This is a genomic window from Streptomyces sp. NPDC008238, assembly GCF_042956445.1.
Lineage (GTDB): Bacteria > Actinomycetota > Actinomycetes > Streptomycetales > Streptomycetaceae > Actinacidiphila.
This window is the reverse complement of record NZ_JBIBGK010000002.1, coordinates 178,558-197,502: the sequence shown is the minus strand read 5'-3', so window position 1 is coordinate 197,502 and position 18,945 is coordinate 178,558. Positions and strand designations below refer to the sequence as shown.

17 protein-coding genes and 2 tRNA genes are annotated in these 18,945 nt (G+C 72.3%); 14 read left to right on the top strand and 5 right to left on the bottom strand.

Going from position 1 to position 18,945, the window contains the following annotated elements; translation table 11 throughout:
* Positions 1–27: 27 nt before the first annotated feature.
* From ACFZAU_RS05725 to ACFZAU_RS05710, 4 genes are all read left to right on the top strand, one after another.
* Positions 28–603 (top strand): M48 metallopeptidase family protein, encoded by a 576-nt coding sequence (locus tag ACFZAU_RS05725; RefSeq protein WP_500459250.1) that lies wholly within the window; start codon positions 28–30, stop codon positions 601–603.
* 89 nt (positions 604–692) lie between these two features.
* Entirely contained in the window at positions 693–2,366 is a 1,674-nt protein-coding gene (locus ACFZAU_RS05720) for a TerD family protein (protein ID WP_500551230.1), read from the top strand.
* 13 nt (positions 2,367–2,379) lie between these two features.
* Positions 2,380–3,063, top strand: coding sequence for an AIM24 family protein (locus ACFZAU_RS05715; protein WP_499606907.1), 684 nt, complete (start codon positions 2,380–2,382; stop codon positions 3,061–3,063).
* A gap of 16 nt (positions 3,064–3,079) precedes the next feature.
* Positions 3,080–3,841, top strand: a complete 762-nt coding sequence (locus tag ACFZAU_RS05710; RefSeq protein WP_500551229.1) for an AIM24 family protein — start codon at positions 3,080–3,082, stop codon at positions 3,839–3,841.
* A gap of 33 nt (positions 3,842–3,874) precedes the next feature.
* Here the strand turns inward: ACFZAU_RS05710 and ACFZAU_RS05705 are convergent, their stop codons facing one another.
* On the bottom strand, positions 3,875–4,402 hold the full coding sequence (locus ACFZAU_RS05705) for an NUDIX hydrolase (protein WP_500551228.1): 528 nt from the start codon (positions 4,400–4,402) through the stop codon (positions 3,875–3,877).
* Positions 4,399–5,847 carry a zinc-dependent metalloprotease gene (locus ACFZAU_RS05700; protein ID WP_500551227.1) on the bottom strand — a complete coding sequence of 483 codons (1,449 nt, stop codon included), beginning with the start codon at positions 5,845–5,847 and terminating at the stop codon, positions 4,399–4,401. Before ACFZAU_RS05700 ends, ACFZAU_RS05705 begins: the two co-directional genes overlap by 4 nt.
* 128 nt (positions 5,848–5,975) lie before the next feature.
* Between ACFZAU_RS05700 and ACFZAU_RS05695 the strand changes: the two genes are divergently transcribed.
* The 4 genes from ACFZAU_RS05695 to ACFZAU_RS05680 all read left to right on the top strand — a co-directional run bounded on the left by ACFZAU_RS05695 (position 5,976) and on the right by ACFZAU_RS05680 (position 9,032).
* The gene (locus tag ACFZAU_RS05695; protein WP_500459255.1) at positions 5,976–7,079 is read left to right on the top strand and encodes an SDR family oxidoreductase; all 1,104 of its coding nucleotides are present in this window, start codon (positions 5,976–5,978) and stop codon (positions 7,077–7,079) included.
* A gap of 59 nt (positions 7,080–7,138) precedes the next feature.
* The gene (locus tag ACFZAU_RS05690; protein ID WP_499606894.1) at positions 7,139–7,597 is read left to right on the top strand and encodes a molybdenum cofactor biosynthesis protein MoaE; all 459 of its coding nucleotides are present in this window, start codon (positions 7,139–7,141) and stop codon (positions 7,595–7,597) included.
* A gap of 155 nt (positions 7,598–7,752) precedes the next feature.
* Positions 7,753–7,920 (top strand): hypothetical protein, encoded by a 168-nt coding sequence (locus ACFZAU_RS05685; protein WP_018561540.1) that lies wholly within the window; start codon positions 7,753–7,755, stop codon positions 7,918–7,920.
* A gap of 44 nt (positions 7,921–7,964) precedes the next feature.
* Complete coding sequence (locus tag ACFZAU_RS05680) at positions 7,965–9,032, top strand: YlbL family protein (protein WP_500551226.1); 1,068 nt, start codon at positions 7,965–7,967, stop codon at positions 9,030–9,032.
* Positions 9,033–9,093: 61 nt separating this feature from the next.
* Here the strand turns inward: ACFZAU_RS05680 and ACFZAU_RS05675 are convergent, their stop codons facing one another.
* Complete coding sequence (locus ACFZAU_RS05675) at positions 9,094–9,648, bottom strand: PPA1309 family protein (protein WP_500459257.1); 555 nt, start codon at positions 9,646–9,648, stop codon at positions 9,094–9,096.
* 146 nt (positions 9,649–9,794) lie between these two features.
* Here ACFZAU_RS05675 and ACFZAU_RS05670 point away from each other — a divergent pair, with 146 nt between their 5' ends.
* The 5 genes from ACFZAU_RS05670 to ACFZAU_RS05650 all read left to right on the top strand — a co-directional run bounded on the left by ACFZAU_RS05670 (position 9,795) and on the right by ACFZAU_RS05650 (position 16,430).
* Positions 9,795–12,662: a UPF0182 family membrane protein gene (locus tag ACFZAU_RS05670; RefSeq protein WP_500551592.1), complete on the top strand. Its 2,868-nt coding sequence runs from the start codon at positions 9,795–9,797 to the stop codon at positions 12,660–12,662.
* 39 nt (positions 12,663–12,701) lie between these two features.
* A tRNA-Met gene (locus tag ACFZAU_RS05665) sits at positions 12,702–12,775 on the top strand.
* Between the two features lie 209 nt (positions 12,776–12,984).
* On the top strand, positions 12,985–14,838 hold the full coding sequence (locus ACFZAU_RS05660) for a tetratricopeptide repeat protein (protein WP_499606885.1): 1,854 nt from the start codon (positions 12,985–12,987) through the stop codon (positions 14,836–14,838).
* Positions 14,839–14,889: 51 nt separating this feature from the next.
* A tRNA-Met gene (locus tag ACFZAU_RS05655) sits at positions 14,890–14,963 on the top strand.
* Between the two features lie 201 nt (positions 14,964–15,164).
* A complete protein-coding gene (locus ACFZAU_RS05650) occupies positions 15,165–16,430 on the top strand; it encodes a hypothetical protein (protein WP_500551225.1) in 1,266 nt (421 codons plus the stop codon).
* Here the strand turns inward: ACFZAU_RS05650 and ACFZAU_RS05645 are convergent.
* Positions 16,400–16,810, bottom strand: coding sequence for a Fur family transcriptional regulator (locus tag ACFZAU_RS05645; protein ID WP_500459261.1), 411 nt, complete (start codon positions 16,808–16,810; stop codon positions 16,400–16,402). The genes ACFZAU_RS05650 and ACFZAU_RS05645 overlap by 31 nt on opposite strands.
* Positions 16,811–16,965: 155 nt before the next feature.
* Here ACFZAU_RS05645 and ACFZAU_RS05640 point away from each other — a divergent pair, with 155 nt between their 5' ends.
* Entirely contained in the window at positions 16,966–18,426 is a 1,461-nt protein-coding gene (locus tag ACFZAU_RS05640) for a catalase (RefSeq protein WP_500551224.1), read from the top strand.
* A gap of 82 nt (positions 18,427–18,508) precedes the next feature.
* On the opposite strand, the gene ACFZAU_RS05635 is transcribed toward ACFZAU_RS05640, so the two are convergent.
* Positions 18,509–18,901, bottom strand: coding sequence for a CBS domain-containing protein (locus tag ACFZAU_RS05635; protein WP_499606877.1), 393 nt, complete (start codon positions 18,899–18,901; stop codon positions 18,509–18,511).
* Between the last annotated feature and the right edge of the window lie 44 nt (positions 18,902–18,945).

Below are 18,945 nucleotides of genomic sequence, written 5' to 3'. Positions count from 1 at the left end.
CGGACCCGGTGCGGGTAACGTCGGGGCGTGTCCGCCGACCCCGCCCAGAGCCTTTCCGGCCATTCTCCGCGCGCCCCCCGGACCAGTGCGGTCGAAGTGCGCCGGAGCGCCCGCCGACGCCGCACGGTCTCGGCGTACCGGGAGGGCGACGTCACCGTCGTCCTCATCCCCGCCCGGATGTCCGTCGCCGAGGAGAAGCGGTGGGTGACGGTCATGCTCGACAAGCTCGCCGCCCAGGAGAGCCGCCGGCAGCTCGGCGACGACGAGCTGACCGCGCGCGCGGCGCGGCTGTCCGCGCAGTACCTCGGCGGCCGCGCGATACCGCGGACCGTGCGCTGGGTCACCAACCAGAACTCCCGCTGGGGCTCGTGCACACCGGCCGAGGGCAGCATCCGCCTCTCCCACCGGCTCCAGGGCATGCCCGAGTACGTCATCGACTACGTCCTCCTCCACGAACTCGCCCACCTGCTGGTGCCCGGTCACGGGGCGGACTTCTGGAAGCTGCTGGAGTCCTACCCGCGCACCGAACGCGCGCGCGGGTACCTGGAGGGCGTCGTCGCCGCGGCCCGACTGCCGCACCCACCCACGGCACGCGAGGAATGACCGGGGGAATAGCCCCTGTCACGGCCAGCGGTTAGCCTGGCGCAACGCAGCGAGTAGGTACGTACGGATGGGGGGGACGGTCCTTAGCGATGGCCAGGGAATTCCAGCGCGGCCACAAGGCCAAGATCAGCGACCTGACCGCAGGGACGGATCTGTACATCGGCGTGCAGATCAGCGGACCCGGTCTCGGCTTCGACATCAGCTGCTTCGGGCTCGACGCCGGGGAACAGCTCTCCGACGACCGCTACTTCATCTTCTACAACCAGCCCAAGTCGCCCGAGGAGGCGATCCAGCAGCTGGGTGCGCAGGCCGGGGACACCGAATCCTTCCGGGTGACGCTGGACCGGATCCCCCCGCAGATCCAGAAGCTGAGCTTCACCGCGACGATCGACGGCGCCGGGCAGATGTCGCAGGTCGGCCCGGGCTACGTCCGGATCGTCGCCGGGGGCGAGGAAGTCGCCCGTTACGCCTTCACGGGCGCCGAGTTCAGCACCGAGCGCGCGGTGATGCTCGCCGACTTCTACCTCAAGGACGTCTGGCGCTTCGCCGCCGTCGGCCAGGGCTTCGACGGCGGACTGGACGCCCTGCTGAAGAACTTCGGCGGCGAGGTCGCCGAGGAGCAGCAGGCCGCGCCCCAGCAGCCCGCCGTCGCACCGGGCTTCGCGCCCCCGGCCGGTCCCGCCCCGGGATTCGCGCCCCCCGCGTCCTCCGCGCCCGCCGCCGCGCCGCAGCCCGCACCGTCCTTCGGCGCTCCGCCCGCACCCGCTCCGGCCCCGGCGCCCGTGCACGCGGCCCCCACCATGGTGGCGCCGATGACCACGCCGACGCCCCAGGCGCCCCCGGGCCAGCCGCCGTTCGGCCAGGTCCCGCCGCCGCAGGCGCCTCCGGGGCAGGTCCCCGGCCAGCCGCCCTACGGCCAGCCGCCGTACGGTCAGCCCGCACCGGGACAGCCCCCCTACGGTCAGTCCGCACCGGGCCAGGCGCCGTACGGTCAACCCGTCCCCGGCCAGCCGATGCCCGGTCAGGGCATGCCCGGCCAGCCCGCCTTCGGCCAGCCTCCGCAGGCCCCGCACGCCGGCCACGTCCCGCAGACCCCGGGTGCCGGGCTCGCGGCCGCCATGCAGAAGTACCGCGAGCTGCCCACGGGCCAGCGCTGGACCCAGCAGAACCCGAAGCTGATGCGAGCCGACCTCGCACAGGCCGGCGGCCAGCCGGTGCTCGCCCGGCAGGGCAGCATGGTGCTGTACCAGGGCAAGGTCGAATTCGGTTACAAGGGCGCCGGGTTCACCGGCCGCATCGTCGGCAACATGACCGGCCAGGAGATGCAGCTGATGCGCTGCACCGGCCGCGGCCAGGTCTTCTTCGCCGAGGACGCGTCCTACCTGCACCCCATCGAGCTCCAGGGCGACGCGATCTGCGTCTCCGCCGAGAACGTGCTCGCCTTCGACGAGTCGCTGCAGCACGAGGTCCGCCGCATCGAGGGCCACGGCATCCCCGGCGGCGCCCTGTTCACCATGCAGTTCCAGGGCACGGGCACGGTCGTGGTCAAGACCCACGGCACCCCGGTGGTGCTGCCGGTCACCCCGACGACCTACGCCGACAGCAACGCGATCGTCGCCTGGTCGGCCGCCTCGCAGGTGGTGCTCTCCAGCCAGGTGCGGCTGCGCAGGAACGCCTACCCCGGACACAGCGGGGAGACCGTGAACCTGCAGTTCCGGGGCGCCCCGGGCAACTTCATCATCGTCCAGCCGTACGAGGTCTGAGGGGGAGCCCGTCATGGACCAGTCACTGATCTCCGGGTACGCCCCGGCACCGGTCACCGCCCGCATGGAGAACCACGGCAGCAGCATGCTGAAGGTGGCCATGCAGAGCGGCCAGGACCTCTACGCGCGCACCGGTTCGATGGTCGCCTACGAGGGCTTCGTCCAGTACGAGCCCAACCCGCCCGCCGTCCGCCAGATGGCCTCGCAGTGGCTCACCGGCGAGGGCGCACCCATCATGAAGTGCTCCGGCGACGGGCTGCTCTACCTCGCGGACTACGGCGCCGACGTGGTCTGCGTCTACCTCAACAACGAGGCGCTGTCGGTCAACGGCAGCAATCTGCTCGCCTTCGACGCCCACCTGCAGTGGGGCGTGGAGCGGGTGAAGGGCCTGGCCAAGTTCGCCGGCCAGGGGCTGTTCAACGTGGGGATCTCGGGCACCGGCTGGGTGGCCGTCACCTCGCGCGGCACCCCGGTCGTGGTCGACTGCGGCCGCGGCGAGGACGAGACCTACGTCGACCCGGACGCGCTCGTGGCCTGGTCGAGCGGGCTGAAGACGAAGGCGAAGCGCAGCTTCAAGGCGTCCGCCCTCATCGGGCGCGGCAGCGGCGAGGCCTTCCAGATCGGCTTCTCCGGTCAGGGCTTCGTCGTCGTACAGCCCAGCGAGGACAGCACCGACCGCCTCCGAGTGCGGGGCTGAGGGGGAGCGAGAGATCATGCAGAGCCCGCTTTTCGGCTACACCGAGGTCCAGACCGAGGACCAGTACGCACTCCAGAACCCGTACCTGCTGCGGGTCAAGCTCGACGGCCGCACCGACTGCCTGGCCCGCAAGGGCGCGATGGTCGCGTACCAGGGGCTGATCGAGTTCGACGGCGAGTACCAGAGCCACGCCCAGCGCTCCTCCCGCTACCGCACCGGTGAGGGGCTGGACCTGATGCGCTGCTCCGGGCAGGGCACGGTCTACCTGGCCAACCTCGCCCAGCACATCCACGTCGTCGACGTGGACCAGGAGGGCCTGACGGTGGACGGCGCCTATGTGCTGGCGCTCGACTCCGGGCTGCACTGGGAGGTCATCTCCGTCGACAGCCAGTTCGGCATCTCCGGCAGCGGCGCCTACAACCTCAACATCTCGGGGCACGGCAAGGTCGCGCTGATGACCTCGGGCAAGCCGCTGCTGATGCCGGTCACCCCGGACAAGTACGTCTCCGCCGACTCCGACGCCGTCGTCGCCTGGTCGTCCTCGCTCCGGGTGCAGATGCAGGCGCAGACCAGCTCCTCCGGCGTCTGGCGGCGGCGCGGCAACACCGGCGAGGGCTGGGAGCTCAACTTCCTCGGCCAGGGCTACGTCCTGGTGCAGCCCAGCGAGCTGATGCCGCCGCAGAACGCCCAGCTCGGCGGGGGAGCCGGCGCGCAGTACGGCTTCGGGCAGCAGGGCGCGCACGGCATGAACCAGGGCAACATCTTCAGCAACCGCTGAGCGCCCACCGCGGGTCCCGCCCCGCGCGCCGCATCAGAGCAGCGCGCGGGTGCGGGCCAGCAGCGTCCGGACGGAACCGTCCGCGACGTCGGCGACCTCGTCGTAGCCGAACCACGTGAGGTCCAGTGACTCCTCGCTGATCTCCTCGACCGCGCCGGGCGGGGCCACGGCCGCGTACTGCACGTCCAGGTGCCAGGCGCACGGCGTCAGGTGCCGGTCGAGGTTGACCGGCTCGGGACGCAGCAGGGTGAGCCCGCGGATGCCCGACTCCTCCACACCCTCGCGCAGCGCGGCCGCCGCCAGGGAGGTGTCCTCCGGCTCGCAGTGACCGCCCATCTGCAGCCACATCCCGAGCTTCTTGTGCAGGGTCAGCAGCACCCGCCCGCGCTCCGGGTCCACCACCAGGGCGCTGCCCGTGATGTGGCCCTCGGCGCAGGCCTTCCACATGCCGTCCGGGTGGGCCTCCAGGTGGGCCAGGTAGGTCTCCCGGAGCCGTTCCTGGCCCGTGTCGGGTGCGGACCAGTCCTTCAGGACGCGCACGGCGTCTTCGTGCAGGCTCACTTCGCGTCGTCGCCCTTGTCCTCGCCGCGGCCGTCGTGCTTGCCGTCGCCCTTGTCGTCCCCCTGGCCGCCACCGGCCCCGGCCTCGCCGAGCATCTTCTCGAGCTCGGAGAAGTCCAGCTGCTCACGGTGTACGAAGCCGTCGGGGTCGTCCAGGTCCGCGGCGGTGGGCAGCATGTCGGGGTGGGCCCACAGCCCGTCGCGCCCGTCGACGCCTCGGGCGTCGGTGAGGGAGGCCCACAGCCGGGAGGCGTCCCGCAGCCGGCGGGGCCGCAGCTCCAGGCCGATCAGCGTGGCGAAGGTCTGCTCCGCGGGGCCGCCGCTCGCCCGGCGGCGGCGCAGCGTCTCGCGCAGCGCCCCGGCCGACGGCAGGTGCGGGGCGGCGGCCGCGTGCACGACCGCGTCCACCCAGCCCTCGACGAGGGCGAGGGCCGTCTCCAGCCGGGCCAGCGCCGCCTTCTGCGCCGGGGTGTCCTCGGGCTGGAACATGCCCTGCTGCAGGGCGTCCTGGAGCGCCTCGGGGTTCGACGGGTCGAGCTGTCCGACCGCGTCCTCCAGCTTCGAGGTGTCCACCTTGATACCGCGGGCGTACCCCTCCACGGCGCCGAACAGGTGTGCCCGCAGCCACGGGACGTGGGCGAACAGCCGCTGGTGTGCCGCCTCGCGCAGCGCCAGGTAGAGCCGGACCTCGTCCTGCGGCACGCTCAGGCCCTGGCCGAAGGCCTCCACGTTGGCCGGGAGCAGCGCGGCCTTGCCGGCCGGGCCGAGCGGCAGGCCGATGTCGGTCGAGCCCACGACCTCACCGGCGAGCGTGCCCAGCGCCTGCCCGATCTGGGTGCCGAACATGGCGCCGCCCATGGAGCGCATCATGCCGAGCAGCGGGCCCGCCATGGCCTGCATCTCCTCGGGCAGCACGTCGCCCATCGCGGTGCCGACACGCTCGGCGACCGGGTCGACCAGCTCCTTCCACACGGGAAGGGTCGCCTCGACCCACTCGGCGCGGCTCCACGCCACCGCCGAGCCGGCGCCGGAGGGCATCGACGTCACGCCGTCGAGCCACAGGTCGGCCAGCCGCAGCGCCTCCTGGACCTTCGCCCGGTCCGCGGGGCCCACGCTGACGTCCTTGGAGCCGTCCGGCGTGCCCTGGGCCACCGTCTGGCGGGCGATGTCCTTGGCCATCTCCCAGTTCACCGGGCCGCCCTCGTACGAGAGCATCTGGCCCAGCTGCTGGAAGGCGGCGCCCAGGTCGTTGGGGTTCAGCGAACCGAACATCGCGGCGAACGGGTTGTCGCCGGCGGGGCCGCCGCCGAAGGGATTCCCGCCGCCGAAACCGAAGGGACCGGCCGGTTCCCGGGAGCCGCCGCCGGAACCGCCCGGCTTCTTGCCGTCGTCCCCTTCCTCGGGCTCCTCGGGAGGGACTCCGAATCCGAATGGGATGTCGCTCACGGTTTCCTCGGCTCTGTGTGTTGTGGGCTGTACCTCCAGCCTAGACACCCGTCAGGCAGGATGGCTGCGTACGGACCGCGGTTGCGGACCGCGCACCCGGTACCAGAGACAACCGTGGGAGACACCTGGTGAGTTCCCCAGAACCGACCGTTCGCCCAGAGCGGAGCGGCGGCAGGGCCCCCGCCGGACCTGTGGTCGCCGTCACAGGCGCCGCCTCCGGTGTCGGCCTGCGGCTCGCGCTGCGGCTGGCCGAATCCGACCAGGTCAAGAAGGTCGTGGCGATCGACGAGCGCCGCGGCGACGTCCCCGGCGCCCAGTGGGCGGTGCTCGACGTACGGGACCCGGCGATCGCCGAGCGGCTGCGCGGCGTGGACGTCGTCGTCCACCTCGCCCTCGACCTGGACCTGGAGTCGGACCCCAAGGCGCGCAGCGCCTTCAACGTGCGCGGCACGCAGACGGTGCTGACCGCGGCGGCCGCGGCGGGCGTGCGGCGCGTGGTGCTGTGCACCTCCGCCATGGTCTACGGCGCCCACGGGGACAACGACGTCCCCCTCGCCGAGGACGCGCCGCTGCGCGCGACCGCGGAGGCGTCCTTCGTGGGCGACCTGCTGGAGATCGAACGGCTCGGCAAGCGCGCCCCCCGCGCCCACCCCGGCCTCAACGTGACGGTCCTGCGGCCGGCCGTGCTGGTCGGCGGCACCGACACCGCGCTGACCCGCTACTTCGAGTCGCCGCGCCTGCTGGTGGTGGGCGGAAGCCGCCCCTGCTGGCAGTTCTGCCACGTGGAGGACCTGGTGACGGCGCTGGAGCACGCGGCGCTGGAGAGGGTCGACGGCGAGATGACCGTGGGCTGCGACGGCTGGCTGGAGCAGGAGGAGGTCGAGGAGCTCTCGGGCATCCGCCGCATGGAGCTGCCGCCCGCGGTGGCGCTCGGCGCGGCCTCCCGGCTGCACCGGCTGGGGCTCACCCCGTCCCCGGCGGGCGACCTGGCGTACACGATGCACCCCTGGGTGGTCAGCGGCAGCAGGCTGCACGAGTCGGGCTGGCGCCCGAAGTGGACGAACGAGGAGGTGCTGGCCGTCCTGCTGGAGGAGGTCTCCGGACGCAACTCCGTCGTCGGGCGGCGGCTGGGCCGCAAGGACGCGGCGACGCTCGGCGCGGCGGGTGCGACGGTCGCCCTGGTCGGCACGGCGGCGATGGTGCGCAGGGCGCGCCGGCGCCGCGGTGTCTGAGCGTCGCCGGGCGAACTCGCTCCGGAAGGGGGTTTCCGCATGGCGGGCGATGGGGCAGCATGAGCCGCATGGCACAGACGCACGACGAACCCCTCCGGCTCATCGCGGTCCGGGACACCGAGCTGTCCGTGGACGAGGTCTTCCGCGCCGTGGGGCACGACTCCGCGGGGGGCACCGCGCTGTTCGTCGGTACGGTCCGTGATCACGACGGCCCCTCGGACGCCGTGGTGACCGGGCTCGGCTACTCGGCGCACCCCGGCGCGGAGGCGGAACTGCGCCGGGTCGCGGAGAAGGTCGCCGCGGACTTCCCGGTCAAGGCGCTGGCCGCCGTCCACCGCGTCGGGGATCTGCGGGTCGGCGACCTCGCGGTCGTCGTGGCCGTCTCCTGCCCGCACCGGGCCGAGGCCTTCGCCGCCTGCCGGCGGCTGATCGACGACCTCAAGCGCGAGGTCCCGATCTGGAAGCACCAGGCCTTCGCCGACGGCACCGAGGAGTGGGTCGGGGCCTGCGCCCACTGACCACCGCGCACGCGTTCGCACCAGTACCTCACCCGGATGGCCCACGGGGTGGCCCACCTGCGGTTGCGTAACCTGCGACCCGCTCTGAACGTTGTAGCAGCAGAAGATTAGTCTGCTCATAGTTCTTGATCGGCATGCGCGTCCAGGAGGCCGAAGTGGCAGCGCTCGCATGGTTGCTCATCCCGCTGGTCGCCGCCGTCGCCGCGGCCGTCTGGGGAAGCTGGGCGGCGCGTACGCGCTCCACCGGGGACGGTGCCTCGCTCGCCGACTACGAGCGTTTCCGCGAGGCCATGCAGCGCACCGGATCGGGCGGACCGGCCTGAGGGCCCACGGGGCGGCTGCCGGTTCCGTACCGTACTGTCGTTCCATGCCACGCCGCACCGCGACGCTGCTCGCATCGACCCTGACCCTGATAGCGCTGCTGTGCGTCGCGCTGCTGTGGCCCGTCCCGTACGCGGAGATGTCGCCGGGGCCGACGGTGAACACGCTCGGGTCGCACGACGGGGACCCGGTGCTGCAGATCTCGGGGCACAAGACGTACCCGACCAGCGGTCACCTCAACATGACCACGGTGCGGGTGACGAGCGCGGACTACTCGATGAACCTGGTCGAGGCGGTCGTCGGCTGGCTGGCGCACGACCAGAAGGTCGTCGAGCACGACACGCTCTACCCCAAGGGGCAGACGGCCGAGCAGGCCGACCAGGAGAACGCCGAGGAGTTCACGCAGTCCCAGGACAGCGCGAAGGTCGCGGCCCTCGACGAGCTCGGCATACCCGTCGGTTCCCGGGTGATCGTCTCCGCCGTGGTCAAGGGCGCCCCGGCCGAGGGCGAACTCCACGCGGGCGACGTGGTCAAGGCCGTCGACGGCCGGCCGGTCAAGGCGGCGGGCGACGTCGCCGAGCTGGTCACCAAGCACCAGCCGGGGCAGAAGGTGGTCTTCACGGTCGTGCCCAAGGGCGCGAAGGGCGACGGCACCCGGGACGTCAGCATCACCACGAGGAAGTCGGACGACGACGGCGAGGCCCGGGCGGTCGTGGGCATCCAGGCCGGGGTCGAGCACACCTTCCCGTTCGCGATCGACATCAAGCTGGCGGACGTCGGCGGCCCCAGCGCCGGTCTGATGTTCGCGCTGGGCATCGTCGACAAGCTCACCCCGCAGGACCTCACCGGCGGCAAGTTCGTCGCCGGCACCGGCACCATCGACGACGAGGGCAAGGTCGGCCCCATCGGCGGCATAGACATGAAGACCATCGGCGCACGCCAGAAGGGCGCCGAGTACTTCCTCACCCCCGCCGACAACTGCGAGGAGGCGGCGGCCGACACCCCGAGCGGCCTCACCCTCGTCAAGGTGAAGACCATCGACGACGCCATGGACGCGCTCAAGGACATCCGCGAGGGCAGGACGTCGGCGCTCCCCTCCTGCACCACGGGCTGAGCCCGCGGGCGATCCGCACGGTCCGACGGCCCCGGGGAGCTGCTCCCCGGGGCCGTCGGCGTCAGTCCTCGAAGGTCGCCGCCAGGGCGTCGGCCAGCCCCGGCACCAGCGAGGAACCGGTCAGCACCTCGGTGGGGGAGTCCTTCTCGCGCAGCCGCACCGCGGACTCCCGGGAACCGTCGCGCAGCACGCCCACCGTCATGCGGACCTCCTGGCGGTCGGGGTGACCGGCGACCCAGCGGGCCAGCGCGGCGTCGTCCAGTCCCTCCGGGATGGACTCCTCGGCGGACGGCGGCAGCATCAGCCGCTCCACGGTGAGGGCGCAGCCGCTGACGACGCCGGGCCAGGCGATGGTGGCGAGGAACTCGTCCAGCGCGGCGCCCGGCGGGAGCTCGTCCTGCTCGATCGGGGTCAGTCCGGCGGCCTTGTCGCCGCCGAGGCCGAGTTCCTCGGCCAGTTTCGGCTCCTGGGCGCGCAGCGCCGCGGTGTCGACCAGGGCGAAGAGCCGGGCGGGCTGGTCCCAGCCGAGGCCGGACGCGTAGTCGTCGATCTCCAGGACGGCACGGGTGAGCGGGTTCGCGGCGAGCGGCGCACCCTCGGACGTGATGTTGGACATGCTCAATATCCTGCCTGTTCTGTGACCCGCATCCCCAATCGGGAGCCTTGGGGAACTGAGTAAACGCTGAGTAAGTTGCATCAGTGGGCGCCGGGACGGCGTCCGACGGAGACCGACACTTCGAGGTGCGCACCTTGGTATTCCAGATGCCGGACCGCGGCGGGGGTCCGCACGGCCCGCGGATCAGAGTGGGCCGCCCGTCGCGGCGAGCCCGGACACTGCTCATGACCCTTGGCGTACTGGCCGCGCTGGCCATGGCCTTCGTCATGTTCTCGGGCTTCTGGACCGACTGGCTCTGGTACCGCTCCGTCCACTATTCCTCGGTCTTCACCACCACGCTGTGGACCAAGATCGGCCTGTTCTTCGTCTTCGGCCTGCTGATGGCCGCGGCCGTCGGCGTCAACGTGTACCTGGCGCACCGGCTCCGGCCGCCGCTGAGCGCGATGTCGATGGAGCAGCAGAGCCTCGACCGCTACCGGATGGGCATCGCACCCTACAAGAAGTGGGTGCTGCTCACCGTCTGCGCGCTCGTGGGGCTGATCGCGGGTGCGTCCGCCTCCAGCCAGTGGCGCACGTGGCTGCTGTGGACGAACTCCACCCCGTTCGGCACCAAGGACCCGCAGTTCCACGTCGACATCGCCTTCTACGCGTTCGACCTGCCCTGGTACCGCTTCCTGCTGAGCTTCGGTTTCGCGGCCGTCGTGCTCTCGCTGCTGGCGGCGGCGCTGGTGCACTACCTGTACGGGGGCCTGCGGATCACCTCCCCGGGCGGCCGGGCGACGGCGGCGGCGACCGGGCACCTGTCGGTGCTGCTGGGCCTGTTCGTCACGCTGAAGGCCGTCGCGTACTGGCTGGACCGCTACTCGCTGGCGGTGAAGTCCGGCAACCTCAGGTCGGGTGACTGGACGGGTCTGCGCTACGTGGACGCCAACGCCTACCTGCCGGCCAAGACGATCCTGTTCGCCATCGCCATCATCTGCGCGCTGCTGTTCTTCGCCACCTTGTGGCGGCGCACCTGGTCGCTGCCGCTGATCGGGTTCGGCCTGATGGTGCTGTCGGCGATCCTGATCGGCGGCCTGTACCCGGCGATCGTGCAGAAGTTCCAGGTGCAGCCGAACGAGGCCGCCAAGGAGCAGCCGTACATCCAGAAGAACATCGACGCCACACGTGAGGCGTACGGCATCGACCAGGCCGATGTGACGGAGTACTCGGGCACGAGCAGCGACGGCAAGGAGAAGCTGCGCGGCGACGCCGACACCGCGGCGTCCATCCGCCTGCTCGACCCGAACGTGGTCTCGCCGACCTACCAGCAGCTGCAGAAGGTGCGCGGCTACTACGCCTTCCCGTCCACGCTCGACGTCGACCGCTACACGATCGACGGCAAGGAGCAGGACACCGTGGTGGGCCTGCGGGAGCTGAACCTCGAGGGCATCCCGCAGCACAGCTGGATCAACGACCACTTCAAGTACACGCACGGCTACGGCATGGTGGCGGCCAAGGGCACCACCACGACCGCCAGCGGCGAGCCGGACTTCACCGAGTACAACCTGCCGACCAAGGGCGACCTCGGGACGTACCAGCAGCGGATCTACTACGGCGAGCAGACCAAGCAGTGGTCGATCGTCGGCGACCGGTCCACGCCGGAGATCGACTACACCGACGACAGCGGCGAGAAGCCGTACACCTACACCGCCAAGAGCGGTGTCGGCCTGAAGAACCCGGTGACCCGGCTCGCCTACGCGGTGGCCTTCGGCGAGCCGCAGATCTTCTACTCCGGGGCCGTCGGCGACGACTCGCAGATCCTGTACAACCGCATGCCCAAGGAGCGGGTCGAGGCGGTCGCGCCCTGGCTGACGATCGACGGCGACTCCTACCCGGCGGTCGTGGACGGCCGGATCGTATGGATCGTCGACGCGTACACGACGAGCAACGGCTACCCGTACTCCTCGCGCACCACCCTCGGCGACACCACCGCGGACTCGCTGACCGACGGGCAGCGCGCCGTGCTGGCGCAGCAGAACCAGGTCAACTACATCCGCAACTCGGTGAAGGCGACCGTCGACGCGTACAGCGGCAAGGTCACGCTCTACCAGTGGGACACCGAGGACCCGGTGCTGAAGACCTGGATGAAGGCCTTCCCGGACACGGTCGAGCCCAAGTCGGCGATCGGCGACGCGCTGATGGCGCACCTGCGGTACCCGCAGGACCTGTTCAAGGTGCAGCGCGAGCTGCTGACCCGCTACCACGTCACCAAGGCGTCGACCTTCTACAGCGGCAGTGAGGTGTGGGCGGTGCCCAACGACCCGGCCGCCAAGACCGGGAAGTCGGTGCCGCCGTACTACCTGAGCCTGAAGATGCCCGGCCAGAACGAGCAGGCCTTCTCGCTCACCACGACCTTCACGCCCAACAAGCGCGAGAACCTCAGCGCCTTCATGGCGGTCGACGCGGACGCCAAGAGTCCGGAGTACGGCGCGATCAAGGTGCTGAAGCTGCCGTCCAACACCACGGTGTCCGGACCGCAGCAGGTGCAGAGCCAGTTCAACTCCGATCCCGACGTGGCGGAGAAGATCAGGCTGCTCAAGGGCGGCGACTCGGAGGTCGAGTACGGCAACCTGCTGACCGTTCCCCTCGACGGCGGGCTGCTGTACGTGGAGCCGGTCTACGTCCGCGGCGCGGGCACCAACTACCCGCTGTTGAAGAAGGTGCTGGTGAGCTACGGCGGCCAGACCGAGTTCGAGGACACGATCGGGCAGGCGCTCGACGCCGTCTTCGGATCGGACGGCGGGGAGCCCGTGACGCCGCCGGAGACGGGCGGCGGCGGGGGCACCGAACCGCCGGCCGCGGGCAACCCGACGGTCGCCCAGGCCCTGGAGGACGCCCAGGAGGCGTACGACGCGGGTCAGAAGGCGCTCAAGGACGGCGACTGGGGTGCGTACGGCCAGGCGCAGAAGGACCTCGCCGACGCGCTGAAGCGCGCGAAGGACGCCGAGCAGCAGGCGGAGAAGACGGGCTGACGGGACCCACCCCGCGTCGTGGTACTGTTGGTGCACCGACGCGGGGTGGAGCAGCTCGGTAGCTCGCTGGGCTCATAACCCAGAGGTCGCAGGTTCAAATCCTGTCCCCGCTACTGTTGGAGAGGGTCCGGAGTCAATAGACTCCGGGCCCTTTCACTTGTTGGGGGGAACTCCTTCCGCTGAGGTTTCGGCAGGCACCCTGTCGGGAAGTCGACAAAACGCTGTAGTGACCTACGAAGTGACCAACTGGGATCGGCCGAGCTGTGCAGGTTTGCCGCATACCAGGTGTACTGCGGGTACGGGTGATGCGACGATGGACCTCATGGGGGATGGTGCAAGGCTGCTGAACGCTCGTCAGATCCGGGATACCGGGTCCGCGGGGCGGACGACCGTGCCCGCGGCCGGGGCCGCGCTCGTGCCGGCCGTCGCCGACCTGCTCCCCGGTCCGCGGGTGGGCGGTCTCGACGAGGAGCGCCTCATCGAGTCCGAACTCCCGGACGAGGAGACCCTGGAGGCCCGCGAGGAGGCCGAACTCGAGGCGCGCCACCGGCGGGCCGCCGAGCACGGCGACATCGGGGCCATGAGCGTGCTGGGCACCCTGCTGCTGCGCCGCGGCGACCTCGAGGGCGCCGAGCCCCATCTGCGCGGCGCCGCCGCCGGAGGGGACCGCCCCGCCGCCAACAACCTGGGCCTGCTGCTGCACCAGCGCGGCTACGCCGACGAGGCCGCCGCCTGGTGGCGGATCGCCGCGGTCGCCGGTTCCGCCGCGGCCGCGCACGCGCTCGGCCGGCACTTCCGCGAGCGCGGCGACGAGCCCGGCGCCGAGTACTGGCTGCGCCAGGCCGCCGAGTCCGGGCACACGCTGGGCGCGTACGCGCTGGCCGACCTCCTGGACCACCGCCGCGACGTCGGCGCCGAGCGCTGGTTCCACGCCGCCGCCGAGCACGGCCACCGCGAGGCCGCCTACCGCCTCGCCGGCATCTGCGCCGAGCGCGGCGAGGAGCGCGAGGCCGAGCAGTGGTACCGGCAGGCCGCCGCCCGCCGGCACCGCAGGGCCGCCCTGCGCCTGGGCACGCTCCTGGAGGAGCGCGGCGAGTTCGAGGAGGCCAAGCGCTGGTACCTGACCGCCGCCCGCGACGGGGAGCCGCGCGCGGCCTGCGCGCTCGGCTTCCTGCTGCGCGACGCGGGGGACGTGGACGGCGCCGCCACCTGGTGGCGGCGCGCCGCCAACGCCGGTGACGGCAACGCCGCCAACGCCCTGGGCGCGCTGCACGCCCAGGAGGGCGAGACCCAGACCGCGGAGCGCTGGTACCGGGCCGCCCTGGAGGCGGGGGACGTCAACGGCGCCTTCAACCTCGGTCTGCTCTGCGCCGGCCAGGGCCGCACGACCCAGGCCGAGCAGTGGTACCGCAAGGCCGCCTACACCGGGCACCGCGAGGCCGCCAACGCGCTCGCCGTGCTGCTGCTGCAGCGCGGCGACGCGGCGGGCGCCGAGCCCTGGTTCTCCAAGGCCGCGGAGGCGGGCAGCGTGGACGCCGCCTTCAACCTCGGCATCCTGTACGCCGGGCGGGGCGACGACGTCACGGCGCGCCGCTGGTACGAGCGCGCGGCGGCCAGCGGGCACGGCGAGGCCGCGCTCCAGGTGGCCATCGCCCTGCAGAAGGAGGGCGACGCGCACGGCGCCGAGCGGCACCTTCGCTGCGCCGCGGGCGGCGGCAGCCCCGAGGGCGCCTTCCGGCTCGGCGCGCTGCTGGACGCCCAGGACGCGCCGGAGACCGCCGTCGAGGCCGAGGAGTGGTACGCCCGCGCCGCCGGCCAGGGGCACCGCCGCGCCCAGGTGCGGCTCGGCATGTGCGCCGCCAAGCGCGGGGACGTCGTCGACGCCGCCCACTGGTACCGGGAGGCCGCGGAGGGCGGCAGCCGCAACGGGGCCTTCAACCTGGGGCTGCTCCTCGCCCGTGAGGGCGCGGAGCCGGAGGCGGCCCTGTGGTGGACCCGGGCCGCCGACGCGGGGCACGGACGCGCCGCGCTGCGGCTGGCCCTGCTGGCCGCACGGCACGGACAGCTCGCGGACGCCCAGGCGTGGTGCGCCCGGGCCGTGGAGTGCGGCCCCGCCGAGGTGGCCGAGCGGGCGGCCCGGCTGACCGACGCCCTGGAGCACGAGCTCTCCGCCTGAGAAGCGATTTGCGCTGCTCAGGGACGGCAGGTTAACCTAGGGACACAACGACGCGGGGTGGAGCAGCTCGGTAGCTCGCTGGGCTCATAACCCAGAGGTCGCAGGTTCAAATCCTGTCCCCGCTACTGAAAGGGAAGGGCCCGGAAGCCAAGGCTTCCGGGCCCTTCTCGTATGCGTTAGGTACAGCCCAGGCATGGTTCGGGCAAAAGGGTGGGGACGGTCCTGGGCCAGCCGGCGCCGGCGCGCGATCCTGAGGACAGGCCCTCAGGCGGCGCGAGGAGGCGGGGTTGCTGCGCAGGCGGCGTAAGCGGCGGCCGACGGAACTCATGGATGTGACGCGGTGGGGTCGGCTGTGCGCGGCCGCGGACGTGGAGGAGCTGCTCCGTGAGCTGCGGGGCGCCGCGGCGGACGAGGACGCCGCCTACGACCGCGCGGCGGCACTGAAGGCGCTGGCCGCCGCGCCGCCCCGGTTGTGGCTGCTGATGGACCGTGCCGCCCGGGTGCAGGAGGGCGCGCCCCTGGTGCCGGGCGACGTGGAACCCCTGCGCCTGCTGCTGGCCGCGATGGACCGGGACGGCCGGACGCGGCAGGCCGCCGTGGAGGGGCTGGCGGTGCACGGCGGGCCGTTGGTGGCGTCCGCCCTCGCGCTACGGACGGCGGACTGGGTGGACCAGGTCCGCGAACGCGCCCTGGCGGCGCTGCTGCGCCGTACCGCCCCGGACGAGGCCGCCGCGGCCGTACGGCTGCTGCTGAGGCTGCGCGGGCGGAGCCGGGCGACGCACACCCCCGAGGAGTACCGCGGGGTGCTGGCGGCCCCCGAGGCCCGGCGTGCGGTGCGTGCGCTGGCGGCCGACGCGGACCCGCTGACCCGGCGGTTCGGGGTCGAGCTGGCCCTGGAGCTCGGTGAGTTCGTCCGCGGGGACCTGGTGCGCACCGCGCTGCGCGACCCGGACCAGCTGTGCCGCAGGCTGTGCGCCGAGCGGCTGCTGCAGATGGACCCGGACCAGGCAGGGCGGCTGCTGTGGGCCCGCTCGGCGGCGGTGCGGGAGCTGGCGGTCGCGGCGCTGCCGGACGACGTGGCGGCGGCCCGGCTGACCGCGCCGCTGGCCGACCCGGCGCGGATCGTGCGCGCGCAGGCCCGCTGGCGGCTGTACAGCAGGGGCGAGCCCCCGGCGCTGGCGTACCGCAGGCAGTTGCTGCGCTGCGGCCCGCAGAGCCCGCCGCGGCTGGTGGCGGGGCTGGTCACGGGGCTGGGGGAGTGCGGGGACGCCTCGGACGCGCCCCTGTTGCTGCGGCTGGCACGTGAGGCGCGCACCCCGTGGCCGCCGGTGGTGCGCCGGGCCGCGGTGCGCGCGGCGGGCCGGCTCCTCCCCCGGGAGGGGCTGCTGCCGCAGATGGCGCCGCTGGCCGTGGACCGGGATCCCGGGGTGGCCAGGGAGGCCTTCGAGGCGCTCGCCAAGGTGGCGGGCCAGGTGCCGGTGGAGACGGTGTGGGTGGGCCGTACCCGGCCGGAGCCGGGGGTGCGGAAGGCCGCGGAACGCGTGCGGCGGGCCGCGCAGCGTCAGGCGCAGGCGGGGCACAGGCCCCGGTAGGTGACCTCCACGCCGGAGACCGTGAAGCCGAAGCGCTCCGCGTCGGGCAGGTCCGTCAGCGGGTTCCCGTGCGGGTGGACGTCCCGGATCGTGCCGCAGCCGGAGCACACCAGGTGCTGGTGCGGACGGTGGGCGTTGGGGTCGTAGCGCTTGGCGCGGCCGTCGGTGGCGACCTCCATGACCTCGCCGAGCGAGACCAGTTCGCCCAGCGTGTTGTAGACGGTCGCGCGGGAGATCTCGGGCAGCCGGGCCGCCGCCCGGGCGTGCACCTCGTCGGCGGTCAGGTGGACGTGGTCGCCGTCCAGGACCTCGGCCACGACGCGCCGCTGCGCGGTCATGCGCCATCCGCGGCCGCGCAGTCGTTCCAGCAGGTCACTCATTCCGGTTCACCTATCAGTGGGATGCGAACAGCTTAACAGTGACGGTCCGTGTTCCGACCGGGTACGAGTTTGGGACCCTTCTTGACTTGGACTTAGTCCATTGTAGGATCGCATCCGGCGATGGCCACGGCACAGCACCAACCCAGGGAGAGCACGTGACGGCTCAGGAGACCGGCCCGCTGACCACGGAGGCGGGCGCCCCGGTCGCGGACAACCAGAACAGCGAGACCGCGGGCCCCGGAGGGCCGGTCCTGGTCCAGGACCAGCAGCTGCTGGAGAAGCTCGCCCGCTTCAACCGCGAGCGCATCCCGGAGCGCGTGGTGCACGCCCGCGGCGCGGGGGCCTACGGCACCTTCACCGTCACCGCCGACGTGACGAAGTACACGCGGGCGAAGTTCCTCTCCGAGGTCGGCAAGCAGACGGAGACCTTCCTGCGGTTCTCCACCGTGGCCGGCAACCTCGGCGCGCCGGACGCGGTGCGCGACCCCCGGGGCTTCGCGCTGAAGTTCTACACCGAGGAGGGCAACTACGACCTCGTCGGCAACAACACCCCGGTGTTCTTCATCAGGGACGCCATCAAGTTCCCGGACTTCATCCACACCCAGAAGCGCGACCCGTACACCGGCTCCCAGGAGGCGGACAACGTCTGGGACTTCTGGAGCCTGTCCCCGGAGTCGACGCACCAGGTGACGTGGCTGTTCGGCGACCGCGGCATCCCCGCGAGCTACCGCCACATGAACGGCTACGGCTCGCACACCTACCAGTGGACCAACGAGGCCGGCGAGGTCTTCTGGGTCAAGTACCACTTCAAGACCGACCAGGGCGTGCGGAACCTCACCCAGGACGAGGCCGACCGGGTCGCCGGCACGGACCCCGACTCCCACCAGCGCGACCTGCGCGAGGCCATCGAGCGCGGTGAGTTCCCCAGCTGGACCGTGCAGGTGCAGATCATGCCCGCGGCCGAGGCGGCGGGCTACCGCTTCAACCCGTTCGACCTCACCAAGGTGTGGCCGCACGAGGACTACCCGCCGATCGAGATCGGCAGGCTGGAGCTCAACCGCAACCCGCGGAACATCTTCGCCGAGGTCGAGCAGTCGATCTTCTCCCCGGCGCACTTCGTGCCCGGCATCGGCCCGTCCCCGGACAAGATGCTGCAGGGCCGGCTCTTCGCCTACGGCGACGCCCACCGCTACCGCGTCGGCATCAACGCCGACCACCTGCCGGTGAACCGCCCGCACGCGACCGAGGCGCGCACCCACGGCCGCGATGGCGCCCTCTACGACGGCCGCCACGGCGGCGAGCGCAACTACGAGCCGAACAGCTTCGGCGGCCCGGCCCAGACCGACCGCCCCCTGTGGTCGGCCACCGCGGTCACCGGGCACACCGGCAACCACGAGGCGCCCTCGCACGCCGAGGACGACGACTTCGTGCAGGCGGGCAACCTCTACCGGCTGATGTCGGAGGCGGAGAGGGCGCGCCTGGTCGCCAACCTCTCCGGATTCATCGCCAAGGTGTCGCGCGCCGACATCGCCGAGCGGGCGATCGGCAACTTCCGCCGCGCCGACGAGGACTTCGGCAAGCAGCTGGAGGCCGCCGTCCAGGCCCTGCGCGGCTGAGCGGAGTCCGTCCCACAGGCCCGGAGGGGGCCGGGTGCGTCCAGGCGCCCGGCCCCCTCCGATCCATGTCCCGGGCCGGCCGTCAGCCCGCCAGGGTGGCGTGCACGGGCTGCCAGCAGCGCACGATGTCGCGTACCGAGACCATGCCGACCGGGTTGCGGTCGTCCAGCACCACCAGGTGCCGGAATCCGCCGCGCACCATCGCGGCGGCGGCCTCCTCCAGGGTCCACCGGGGCGCGGCGAAGACCACGTCGGTGGTGGTGTGGGCGGCGGCGAGTTCGTGGTCGGGGTCGAGCCCCGCACCGATGGCGTTGAGGATGTCGCGCTCGGTCAGGATGCCGAGACCGCAGGTGTCGGGATCCAGCACCACCGCGGCACCCACCCGTCGGGCGGACATCAGCCGGGCGGCCTGGCGGAGGGTGTGGGCGGGACCGACTGTGAGAACGACCGTGCTCATGGCGTCGCGTACGAGCATGGGATACCCCTCGGGCTGCGTCGTGGCCGTCTTGAGAACAGTTT